Consider the following 11,378-nt stretch of genomic DNA (forward strand, 5'->3'; position numbering starts at 1 on the left):
GGTCCTCATGTAGTCATTTCCATCTCCGTTCGACACAGATGACCATATTGACGGTGGTAGGGCATTATGATCACATGATGGTAACAGAATACATTTGAACAGGTGGGGAATGGTGAAGGAACAAGCGGCCGGGAAGGTCGCCCTTCTAGAGGACATCTGGAAATCCTATGGTGCGGTGCCGGTCTTAAAGGGCGTCTCGCTGGCGCTCGAAGCCGGAGAAGTGCACGCGCTTCTCGGAGGCAATGGCGCAGGCAAATCCAGTCTGATGAAGATTATGTCCGGAGTTATCCCGGCCAACTCCGGCCGCATCGAAATCAACGGCCGGACGTTGATGCATGCCTCGCCGGCTCTCGCCCAAGACCTCGGTCTCTATCTGGTGCCGCAGGAAGCGCATATCCTGCCAAACCAGACGGTTTTGGAAAATATCTGTCTGGGCTTGACGCTGTCACCACGCTCGCTGCGGCCTCGCGTCGAGGCGCTTGTTGCCGAGCTTGCCGTTGCGGTGGATCTCGATGCGCAGGCAGCATCGCTCGAGATCGCCGAACGGCAGATCGTCGAAATTCTGCGTGGCCTGGTGCGGGACGCGCGCGTCCTCATCCTCGACGAGCCAACCTCGGCTCTGACACCCTTCGAGTCGAGCGCACTTTTCGAACGTGTGCGAAAACTGCAGGGGCAGGGCGTCGGCATTTTCTTCATTTCCCACAAGCTGCGTGAAATCCGAGAAATCTGCAGCGCGATCAGCGTGCTTAGGGACGGTGTCATCGTGCTCTCGGGGCCGCTCGACGACCATACGGACGCCGAGATCGTGGAGGCAATGAGCCGTGTACCGCTTGCAGCCGGCAACGGACCCGCCAAGCTCGGGCGCAAGGTGGCGCAGATCGGTCAGCCGAGGCTCACGGTGCGCGGGCTGTCGGGAGAGGGCTTTCGCGACATCGACCTAGATGCCAGGGCAGGGGAGATCCTCGGTCTTGCCGGTGTCGTCGGTGCCGGGCGCACGGAGTTTGCCGAGACACTTTTCGGCTTGCGCAGACAAACCGCCGGGAGCGTGCATCTTGAAGGCAAGGAGCTGAAGAACCGGCAGCCACGGTCGTGCATCAATCACGGCCTCGTCTATCTGCCGGAAGACCGCCAGCAGAACGGCCTTTTCCTCGAAGCGCCGCTCTACTGGAATGTCTCGTCGTATCTTATCCATCGCCTGCCGTTTTTCCTGCGGCCGGGAATTGAACGCCGGATCTTCGACGGCTTTCGCGACAGCATGGGCATAAAATGCACCGGCGCCGGCCAGGCAGCGCGTGGCCTTTCCGGGGGCAACCAACAGAAGGTTCTCATGGCAAAATGCCTATCGGCGAAGCCGAAGGTGTTGATCCTCGACGAACCGACGCGCGGGGTGGACGTTGCCGCCCGCAACGACATCTACGGACTGATCCGCACGCTTGCCGGCGACGGCGTCGCCATCGTCCTCATATCCTCCGATTTTGACGAGATCGAGCAATTGGCCGATCGCGTTCAGGTCATGGCCTTTGGCCGACACGGCGGCGAACTCTCGGACGCGATCAGCGTGGATGCAATCGCCAGACTGGCCTTCGGCGCCTCGGAGGCTCACCATGCTTGATCTCTTCGCCCGGAACCGCGTTGTCACGCTCATCTTCATCCTGACCCTTGCCTACGCCGCAATCGGCGCAGCGGCGCCGGGCTATCTCTCCGGAGCAACGGTCTCGACCGTGCTGTCGAGCAGCCTGGTTTTGATGCTGATCTCGCTTGGCACCATGGTCGTTATCCTGACGCGCAACATCGATGTGTCGAGCGGCTCGGTGCTCGGTCTGAGTGCCGCAGTGCTTGGCCTCACGTTGAATGCGGGTCTCTGCCTGCCGCTCTCGATCGCCCTTTGTCTGCTCACCGGCGCGCTGGCAGGTGCGTTCAACGGGCTGATGGTCGCCTATCTCGGCATACCGTCGATCGTCGCCACCCTTGGTACGCTTGGTCTTTATCGCGGCGTCATGCTGGTCATGACCGGCGGACGCTGGATCGAGGACCTGCCGCAGGATCTGAAGGCGCTTTCCACCAATCTCGGCTTCGGTTTCTCAGCGCTGACAGTCGTCGTCGTTCTGCTAATCGTCACGCTCTGGATTTTCGTGCGCAAGACGCGTTTCGGCCGCTTCTTCTATGCGGTCGGGGACAACAAGGCGGCAGCGCACCACCTCGGCGTGCCGGTGCGGCGCGTCCAATTTGCCGCCTTCGTCGCGGCCGGATCTTGCGCCGCTCTGGCAGGCGTCGTCTTTGCCGCCCAGATCGGCTTCATTCCCAACCAGGCGGGCAACGGCATCGAACTCAAGGCGATCGCGGTCAACGTTCTCGGCGGCGTCAGCCTTCTCGGTGGCACCGGATCGGTCGCAGGCGTTGTCGCCGCCGTGATCTTCATCACCTCGATCGACAGCGCACTCGTCTTCCTGAAAATTCCCGCCTACTGGAACGACTTCATCGCCGGTGCGCTACTGCTCTCGGTACTCCTTCTCGATGGCCGCATTCGTCAACTTATCGATCGGCGCATTCGTGCCCGCCGCTACGCCATCCACGATCGTGCGCCCGCCCACGATACCAAGTCTACAACATCCAGGATCGCGGAGACGAGCCGATGAAAAAGTTGATCTTCCGCTGGGAGACCGCGTTGCTCGCCATGCTGGTGGCGGAGCTTGCAATCTTCGGCATCATCAATCCGCGCTTTCTCAATCCCGCGAACCTGATCTACGGCACCTCGGATTTCGTCCAGATCGGCATCGTCGCCTTGCCGTTGACTTTGGTGATCATCGCCGGCGGCATCGACGTCTCCTTCGCATCGGCCATCGGCCTTGCAGCAATTGTGTTCGGAGTCGCGACTTTCTACGCCGTACCGCTGCCGCTATCGATCCTGATATCGCTTGCGACCGGCGCGATTTGCGGCCTGTTCAACGCCAGCGTTATTCACCTGTCGAAGATCCAGCCTCTCGTTGTCACCCTCGGCAGCCTCTATCTGTTTCAGGGAACGGCGACCGTCGCTTCGGGCTTTGTCGGGGCTGGCGGTTACGAGGGGATCGGCAACTTCCCGGAAGCCTTCAATGGGTTCGGCTACGCACAACTGTTCGGGCTGCCCGCGACCCTTGCCGTATTTCTCGGGCTTGCATTCGTGCTCGTGGTGCTCCTGCATTTCACGCGCTTCGGCCGTGCCGTCTTTCTTGTTGGCCAATCGGAGAGTGCGGCTCGTTTCGCCGGTATTCCCGTGGCCACCATCCAGACCGTCACCTACGTCGTCACCGGACTTTGCGCCGCGGTGGCGGGGCTGGTGATGTCCGCCTATTTCGGCTCTGCGCGCGTCGATCTCGGAGCCGCGACGCTGCTTCCAGCCGTCACGGCGGCCGTGCTGGGTGGTGCGTCGATCTACGGCGGGCAGGGGTCCATTCTCGGCACGCTGATTGCCACATTCGTCATCGGCTACCTGCAGCAGGGCCTGCAGGCGAGCGGTGTTTCAAGCCAGATTTCCAGCGCACTTTCGGGAGGGTTGCTGGTTATAGCGGTCGCACTGCGCCACGGAAGCGCTTTGCTTTCCGATTTCGTCGCCGTTGCCCGGCAACAGAAGAGCCGGGCGGCTGTCACCTCAGGAGGAGAAAGAAAATGAACAACACAATCGTCAAAACCGCCGCCCTTGCGGCCAGCCTTCTTGCCGGCACCGTGCTTGCATCAGGTACGGCGCAGGCCGAATCCCAGATCGCCTTCATCCCCAAGCTAGTCGGTGTCGGCTTCTTTACCAGCGGTGGGGCCGGAGCGGTAAAGGCCGGCGAAGAGGTTGGCGCAAAGGTCACCTACGACGGTCCGACCGAGCCAAGCGTCTCCGGCCAAGTGCAGTTCATCAACAACTATGTGAACCAGGGCTACAACGCCATCATCGTTTCGTCCGTTTCGCCGGATGGACTTTGCCCGGCCCTGAAGCGTGCGATGGAGCGCGGTGTGCTGGTGATGACCTGGGATAGCGACGTCAATCCGGATTGCCGGAGCTACTACATCAATCAGGGCACGCCAGAACAACTCGGAGGTCTGCTTGTCGACATGGCCGGCGAGGGCGTGAAGAAGGAGAAGGCGAAGGTTGCCTTCTTCTATTCGAGCCCGACCGTCACCGACCAGAACGCCTGGGCGGAAGCTGCCAAGGCGAAGATCGCCAAGGAGCATCCCGGCTGGGAGATCGTCACCACGCAATATGGCTACAACGATGCGCAGAAGTCGCTGCAGACGGCAGAAAGCATCCTGCAGACTTACCCCGATCTCGACGCGATCATCGCGCCCGACGCCAACGCCTTGCCGGCCGCAGCCCAGGCCGCTGAAAACCTGAAGCGGGCAGATGGCGTCACGATCGTCGGGTTTTCGACACCGAACGTCATGCGGCCCTACATCGAGCGGGGCACGATCAAGCGGTTCGGTCTCTGGGATGTGACCCAGCAAGGCAAGATCTCGGTCTTCGTCGCGGACCACGTCTTGAAGAACGGTCCCATGAAGGTCGGTGACAAGCTGGAAGTCCCAGGCGTCGGCACGGTCGAAGTCTCGGCCAACAAGGTTCAAGGCTACGACTACGAGGCCGAAGGCAACGGTATCGTGCTGCTACCCGAGCGTACCGTCTTCACCAAGGATAATATCGGCAATTTCGACTTCTGATCTTGAAAACACCAGGCCGGGTGGCCTGCGAATGGCCGCCCGTTCTCACTTGATGAAAAATGGAAACCCATCATGAAAAGCCGCTGGGACGACATCGACGCCAACCGTTACGTGGAGGCCGCCCGGTCCGCTGGCCATAGCGAAGCGTTGGGGCTACGCATCTATACCTCGCGCATCATCGGTGGCGATCCGGACCTTGTGCTGCACGGCGGCGGCAATACATCGGTCAAAGTGACGGGCGAGGACGGCTGCGCGCTCATGCATATCAAGGGCAGCGGTTGGGATCTCGACACCATCGAGGCGCCTGGCCTGCCAGCGGTGCGATTGCCGGAGCTTCTGGCGGCGCGCGACGGGCTGAGGCTCTCCGATCCCGATATGGTCGCCTTGCTGCGCGCCAATCTGCTGGATGCCAGCGCGCCCAATCCTTCGGTCGAGGCGCTTTTGCATGCCTTCATCCCCCACGAATTCGTCGACCACACGCATGCAACCGCGATCCTGGCGCTAGCGGATCAACCTGGCATGCGCGATACCGTCGAACGTCTCTACAGCGGCCGCGTAGCCTTCGTGCCGTATGTGATGCCAGGTTTTGACCTATCAATTGACGGAGCTCGCATCTTTGATGCCCACCGCGATTGCGAGGGCCTCTGGCTGGAAAATCATGGCCTGTTCACTTTCGCCGGCACGGCGCGGGCGTCGTACGAATTGATGATCGAGTTTGTAACATTGGCCGAGGAGGAACTGGCGAGCAAAGGGATTAAACTGACCGGTCCGCAACAGAGCGACCGGAGTCCCGACGCCGCTCTGCAAACACGTCTCACCTCAGTGCTGACTGGCGAACGGTCCCCCTTTGCCCCCGGCGTTTCGCTGGATTATCGCTCAACGGAGGCAATACGTCAGCACGTGCGCAAGAGCAATGTCGAAGAGATTGCCCTTCGCGGCACCGTAACGCCCGATCACGTCATTCGCATCAAGCCTTGGCCGATGTTCATTGACGCAGGTGCGCGTGATCTCGAAATCGAACAGGCGCTGGAGAGTTACAAGGAGCGCTACCGCGCTTACTTCAATCGCCACGCCGCGCACTCAGCAGAGCCGAAAACCATGCTCGATCCCTATCCGCGTGTCGTGGTCGTGCGTGGAGAGGGCATGTTTAACATCGGCACCAACGTAAAGGCCGCCAAAATCGGCGGAGATCTTTGCGAGCAGGCGACACGTGCGATCAATGCTGCTGAGTCGTATGGCCGATTCACGCCAATTGGAGAGGCCGAGTTGTTCGCCATGGAGTACTGGGTTCTCGAACAGGCGAAACTGAAGGTCACTCAGGCAAACTGAGCCGGAAGACGGCAGCGGCGATTATGGCTGTATCGGCGCATGGCAACACAAGAATTGGCGCCGTTTTCCGCGTGGCTGCTTGACCGGGGATCGTCTCTAACCTGCGGGTATGCCGCATGCCATCGCCGCGCATCAACTGTTTTTTTACTTGAAGAATTCTTCGATATTGGCCGGAGTTTTTTGCCGGTTATGTTGGGTACGTTGCACCCAACTCCTTGGTCATGCTGGCGACGTGTTTTCGCGAGGCGGATTGCCAAACTCTAGTCCAGAAGCGACAAGCCACCCGACATTCGCGTGGTAGTTTTAGAAAAAAAACATGCTCCATAATGGGTCCGGTCTTTAACTTCGTCTTGTTGTCTCACGGACAGTCCCTATTACCTGCGACGACACGCCCTCTACTTCCTCACTGCCGATCTTCGGGGCGTACCTTGCCGATCTCCTGATTACCCCGCCGCAGAACTTGGAAGAGCATCTTTCGGCCTTGCTCCGTCAACAAGTCCGTACCCTCCTGCAGAGCCTCGCGCCATGCAGGTCCGCGCTCTTCGGCTTCTTCATATGCAAGTGCAAAGTCGGATGCCCGCCGCGTCTCGTAGAGAGCTTCAAAGAGGAGTTCGGCCTGTTTAAGGTCTTTGTCGCGCTTCAGAACGAAGTGGCCGTCCGTTCGGCGCTTGGTCGCAATGATAAGCTTGTGAACAGCGTACCGAGACGGCTCCGGAACATTAACCGGGATACCGCTCTTGTGCAGCAGCACCGTTCTCATCGGATCTCGGATGAGGAAGTCCAAGTAGCGCAGCGGGTCTGCGCTGGCACCGCCGAGAGCGGGCATCGTTGACGGCTGATCGCTATAGTCGTCGGAGCCGCGGTTGGAGGTCAGGAACTCCACCCTGTAGCCGCGCTTGGTTTGGAACGCACTCGACGCTGCCGATCCCGATCGATGCGGGACAGGCCGGAAGGTGGGATCGACCGAGCGCAGGAGATCGAGGATCGGGGGGAGGGAGTCTTCGACCTCCCGGCTGACGGCGTAGTCTTGAGCGATGTCTGCATCGCCAGTTACGATCGTCGCCATGGGCAGGCGCACGCCGAGGATGCCGCTGTAGGTCTGGAAGGCCACCGTGCCGATGAGGACGCCGCGGAGCCGAAACAGGCCTCCGGCTGCGAGCGCCTCGACGATATCGCCGGACATGGGGTCGGGCGCGATCATGCCTCCTTGCCGGGTCAGCGAGGCCACGATGCGCCTGCGATCCCGCAGACTGTCCTTGTCACGTTTGAAGTCCTCGACGCGCTGCGCGATCTCTTCATCGTCAGCAGGACCGACGTAGCGGCGCTTCTTGCCGCCCGAGCCATCCGGCATGTCGAAATACCAGTAGCGCTTGCCCTTGACCTCTGATGTGATGAAACGGCCCTCGGGCGGGAAGTCTGCTGTCCATGCCGCGTCCATAGTCCTCTGCGCCAGCTCAGCAAGCATCGTCTGGTACATGAGGTCGATGTTCTTCAACGTCATCTCCTACGAGTTGTGACCATTTATGCAAATATGGTCATAACAGAAAGGAGGCGGGAGGGGAACATGGGTTAGAAACGGTGTCGCGTGGATCGTCCTGCGGGGTTCGAAGACTGTGCATAATGCATGGGGCCGGCCACGTCGGCAATCATTCTTGACCATACGCTCGGGTGATCGCTTCTCCCCAGCGCGGCCGCCGGTATCATGGGCAGACGAGCATTATGCCCGTCTTGTTCTATTTTGGACGGCCTGGGATCGCACATGTGGCGGCTGGATTGCTAACCCTGTACGACGGTATCGAGGGCCAGCGTAAACCGGCTCCGGCGTATCCTCGGCTTGGTTTTTCTTTCTCTCATGCTATATGTAGGTAATTGCTTACATTGAGGTCTACCGCACAACCCAGGCGTTGCTCAACAAGCGACTGAGATAACCCGTGGCCAAAACGAGATCGAGTGATCGCCGCATAATGTATACTCGCGGTCGCGCTGCGCACCCTGTTGACCGCCCGGAAAAGCCGAAAAGATGCAATAATACCTCGAAGCGTCGTCCGCTCACGCCGCCTGGTGGACGTTCCTTGTGAAGGCGTAGTCTATGCTTCGAGCACCAAAACTTTCGCTAAATCACTGAATTAATAGGGATGTTCTATGGATGTCCGCAGCTCGACCGTGACCCACGGCAACTTCGCCTCATGAAGGAGGCTCGCCGTTGCGAACTAAAGGTTGGAACGTCTCACTTCGAGGGCGTGACCGCCAAATTGCATTGTCGACATCATTTCCTACCAATTGGCCTCCTCACCGATCGACAGCGACCTCAAGGCGCGGAGAGGCCAGACGCGGCCTCGGCGAACATGCGGGCCGCAGATGGGGCCAAAATCTTGTAGAATCTTCATTGCACAACGGTCGGGGCTGTGAACGTATAGCCCACCCCATAGACCACTTTTATCGGCACATGCAGGTTGGTCTGCTCCCCTATCTTACGGCGAAGGCGGCTGACGACTGCATCCAGATGCCGGTTATCAAAATGGGTTCTGGGGCGGGCAAGGGTCTCCGCCAGTTCCTCGCGTCTGCAGATGCCACCGTCATGTTTGCAAAGCGTATTGACGAGCGCGAACTCGGTTGCCGTTAGCTTGAGCGAGCGTTGGTTGGGCGCAGTGAGAGTCCAATTTCTGCTGTCCAACGCCCATTTGCCTGCCCCGCCGTCCGCTAAATCACCTTGATCACCTGTTCGCCGCAGTAGGCTACGGATCGCTGCTTCGATCTCCCGCAAGGTGCTGTGCTTGACGAGATAAATGTCGGCTCCACTTTCAAAGCCGCGAATGCGGTCGTCACCGTCGCCAAGAGCTGTAAGCATGATGATGCCGCAGCGACCGGCCTCACGGATTTCGCTGGCCAGGTCGAAACCATTGCCATCAGGCAACCCGACATCGAGGATGATGACATCGGGCGGCTCATCATTTGCCAGTGTCTGCCGCAAACCTTCTGCTGTCGCAGTTCCTTCGGCCGTGAAACCGCACAATCCCAGAAAATCAACCAGATCCCTGCGCAGTCGCTGTTCGTCCTCGACGATCAAAATGCGGGTCAACCCATTATCTCCTCTTGCAGGGCGGGCTCTGTCGTTCCGCTCAAGATAGGCACACGCGCCACAGCCGCCGTTCCCCCTCCTTCACGGGGTAGGAGCTCCAATGTGCCGCTATGATAGGCCAGAAGCTTACGGGAAGAGTAAAGGCCAAGCCCGGTCCCGCTTCCGGCCTTGGCGTTGGAGGCTCGGAAGAAGCGGCGACCAATTTTGTGTGCCTCAGCTTTCGGTATACCGATACCGCGATCACACACTTGGATAACGACGAAGCCACTTGCCGACAGGGTATCAATATGAATGGACTGGTTCTCGGGCGAATATTTGAAGGCGTTGTCGATGAGATTGATGACGACGGTTGCCAGCATATCGGGATCGACGAAAACCGAAGTTGATTCCCCGTACGTTTTGAAATGCAATCGTTCCCCGCGCCCGGTCATTTCGAAATGGAACTGCACGTCGGTCATCAGAGATCCGATCTGCATCGATTGCGGTCGAAAGCCATTGTCTCGGTCGTTCGTCATGAAGCGATCAATAAGGGAGAACAGCCGGTCTAGCGCCTCGCCGATCCCGGTAAGCCGTTCCTTTGTTGCTTCACGCGATCTGTCACCGACCAGACCGATCATGTCGGCGGCATTACGGATGACCGCCAAGGGAGTGCGAAACTCGTGACTAACAATGCGCATGAAGTCCGCCTGCTCCTCACGAAGCGCGCGTTCGGTTTCAAGGCTGGTATTCAATTGGTTTTCAAGGCTCCTGCGTTCCACCACTTCCCGTAACAAAGCGTCGTTTTTCTCGCGTAGGGCCTCTGATAGTCGCGAACTGACCATGAAGAGGAGGCAGGCAAACAGAGCGATCAGAAACAGAACGCCCTGCAACAGGTACCAGGCGTTGCGATTGTCGAGGACCGTGATGTCTTGGGCGACGGCCGGGTTCCAGTACTCGATCGCGCTGTGAATTATACTGGCTGCGATATATTCGGCCAATACCGCAATGGTAATCCATCGCAAAAGCCAAGGCTGTGTCCGGTCATGCAGGAGCGCCACGGACATCAATGACATCATGATGATCGTGAAGAGGGTCGATGAGTGGATGCGGATGGCAAGGTTGCCCGGATCGACGGCGAGGGCGATGCTCCAGGCCACAATCTGAAAAATGAGCAGCGAAATACCGATCCAGGTGTAGCGGGGTTGGCCAAGGAAGCGCGCCAGTCCTTCGGCGAGCAGGACCAGACCGAGTTTTATTACAGTGTTGTGCAACACGATCGACCATGCGGCAGGCTGCTCGCCTCTCAAGATCATCAAGAGAAGCCCTATGGCAATGGCGGTAAACCCCGCAGCAAGGAACTTGAGCTCGTAGAGATGACGCCATGCCAACCAGACGAAGATCCAGACGATCGCCTGCAGGCTGGCAGTCGCCAGATTGACGACCAGGACTGTCTTGAGGTCAAGCATTCTTGAGCATTTGTACGGTGTCCCCTGCTGCTTCAAGTCACGCGATCATGCAACCTATAGCTGGCAGGAGTCCAGCGCAGGCGCAAGAACAATCAAGTGATGCAAGAATTTACAAGAGTTCAGCTGAATTGATCGATTGATGTTTTTGTCTGTCATCGATCGCAAATCCCAAGAGCTCTGCATGAAGCGTCGGCTGTAGGATTTGGTCAGAATTGAATCGTTTTGTTCGGTTGAATCTCCGGCATTTGTCGCTTTATCGTTCGCATGGTTGTGGCCTTGCCGTTTTGGTTGAAGGAAGTCGCGTCGAGGATTTCGCGCAGATTGCGCATGCGACGAAGCTTGTCTCAAGGTCGGCAGGTCTTGTTCGCTTCACTTTTGGGGGCTCATCGCATGAAGCATGTCGCACGCACCGGTAAGACCCGGCAAGGATCGTCGCACCCTTCATCCAGGCGCAGCGACCAGGCTGCAGTCCTGTCCGACCGAAACGCATCGCGTTTAGTAATAATGTTGGCCTTGGGTCTCGGCGGCGCGGCCGTGGCCGACAATGCGTACGCGGGCTGCACCGGCTCCGCGACCCAGTCAATCGGCCAGGTCGACTATGGATATACGTGGTCCGCCTGCTGGGGCGACAGTGGTGTCGATCACAACGATGAGAAGGACGGTGACCCAGGAGCGAATATAACGATCAACACCCAAGCCTCGTACACGGCCGGCGCAAGCCTCCCTTACACAGTGCCGTGGGAATCCGTCGGCGGCGTCATCATGACCTATACAATGGGTGGCGCCGGCCGTGTACGAGGCTTGGGTGTTGATCGTTATATTCGCTCCTGGGTCACCGTCCTTCTCAT

At 58.9% G+C, this 11,378-nt stretch carries 9 protein-coding genes; 6 read left to right on the forward strand and 3 right to left on the reverse strand.

The features are described 5' to 3' along the window. Positions 1-109 precede the first annotated feature (109 nt). From lsrA to C6558_RS27930, 5 genes are all read left to right on the forward strand, one after another. Positions 110-1,612 (forward strand): autoinducer 2 ABC transporter ATP-binding protein LsrA, encoded by a 1,503-nt coding sequence (lsrA, locus tag C6558_RS27910; protein ID WP_107028018.1) that lies wholly within the window; start codon positions 110-112, stop codon positions 1,610-1,612. Continuing rightward, a complete protein-coding gene (gene lsrC, locus C6558_RS27915) occupies positions 1,605-2,636 on the forward strand; it encodes an autoinducer 2 ABC transporter permease LsrC (RefSeq protein WP_057209584.1) in 1,032 nt (343 codons plus the stop codon). Before lsrA ends, lsrC begins: the two co-directional genes overlap by 8 nt. Continuing rightward, positions 2,633-3,649, forward strand: a complete 1,017-nt coding sequence (locus C6558_RS27920; RefSeq protein ID WP_057209588.1) for an autoinducer 2 import system permease LsrD — start codon at positions 2,633-2,635, stop codon at positions 3,647-3,649. The genes lsrC and C6558_RS27920 overlap by 4 nt, the downstream gene beginning before the upstream one ends. Continuing rightward, entirely contained in the window at positions 3,646-4,677 is a 1,032-nt protein-coding gene (gene lsrB / locus C6558_RS27925) for an autoinducer 2 ABC transporter substrate-binding protein LsrB (RefSeq protein ID WP_057209592.1), read from the forward strand. Before C6558_RS27920 ends, lsrB begins: the two co-directional genes overlap by 4 nt. Positions 4,678-4,749: 72 nt before the next feature. Beyond that, complete coding sequence (locus tag C6558_RS27930) at positions 4,750-6,006, forward strand: class II aldolase (RefSeq protein ID WP_057209596.1); 1,257 nt, start codon at positions 4,750-4,752, stop codon at positions 6,004-6,006. A 403-nt stretch (positions 6,007-6,409) separates the two neighbouring features. On the opposite strand, the gene C6558_RS27935 is transcribed toward C6558_RS27930, so the two are convergent. From C6558_RS27935 to C6558_RS27945, 3 genes are all read right to left on the reverse strand, one after another. After that, on the reverse strand, positions 6,410-7,501 hold the full coding sequence (locus C6558_RS27935) for a GSU2403 family nucleotidyltransferase fold protein (RefSeq protein ID WP_057209599.1): 1,092 nt from the start codon (positions 7,499-7,501) through the stop codon (positions 6,410-6,412). A gap of 888 nt (positions 7,502-8,389) precedes the next feature. Next, complete coding sequence (locus C6558_RS27940) at positions 8,390-9,085, reverse strand: response regulator transcription factor (RefSeq protein WP_057209602.1); 696 nt, start codon at positions 9,083-9,085, stop codon at positions 8,390-8,392. Next, the gene (locus tag C6558_RS27945; protein ID WP_107028019.1) at positions 9,082-10,530 is read right to left on the reverse strand and encodes a HAMP domain-containing sensor histidine kinase; all 1,449 of its coding nucleotides are present in this window, start codon (positions 10,528-10,530) and stop codon (positions 9,082-9,084) included. The genes C6558_RS27940 and C6558_RS27945 overlap by 4 nt, the downstream gene beginning before the upstream one ends. Before the next feature lie 390 nt (positions 10,531-10,920). Between C6558_RS27945 and C6558_RS40530 the strand changes: the two genes are divergently transcribed. Next, on the forward strand, positions 10,921-11,378 hold a 458-nt coding region (locus tag C6558_RS40530), incomplete at its 3' end, for a hypothetical protein (protein ID WP_146160919.1).

Origin of the sequence: Ensifer sp. NM-2 (assembly GCF_003024455.1) — a bacterium.
GTDB lineage: Bacteria > Pseudomonadota > Alphaproteobacteria > Rhizobiales > Rhizobiaceae > Ensifer > Ensifer canadensis.

Excerpts from the sequence above, each read along its gene's own strand:
- lsrC (WP_057209584.1), top strand. The coding sequence starts at position 1,605 with ATGCTTGATCTCTTCGCCCGGAACCGCGTTGTCACGCTCATCTTCATC.
- C6558_RS27945 (WP_107028019.1), bottom strand. The coding sequence starts at position 10,530 with ATGCTTGACCTCAAGACAGTCCTGGTCGTCAATCTGGCGACTGCCAGC.
- C6558_RS27920 (WP_057209588.1), top strand. The coding sequence starts at position 2,633 with ATGAAAAAGTTGATCTTCCGCTGGGAGACCGCGTTGCTCGCCATGCTG.
- C6558_RS27930 (WP_057209596.1), top strand. The coding sequence starts at position 4,750 with ATGAAAAGCCGCTGGGACGACATCGACGCCAACCGTTACGTGGAGGCC.
- lsrA (WP_107028018.1), top strand. The coding sequence starts at position 110 with ATGGTGAAGGAACAAGCGGCCGGGAAGGTCGCCCTTCTAGAGGACATC.
- lsrB (WP_057209592.1), top strand. The coding sequence starts at position 3,646 with ATGAACAACACAATCGTCAAAACCGCCGCCCTTGCGGCCAGCCTTCTT.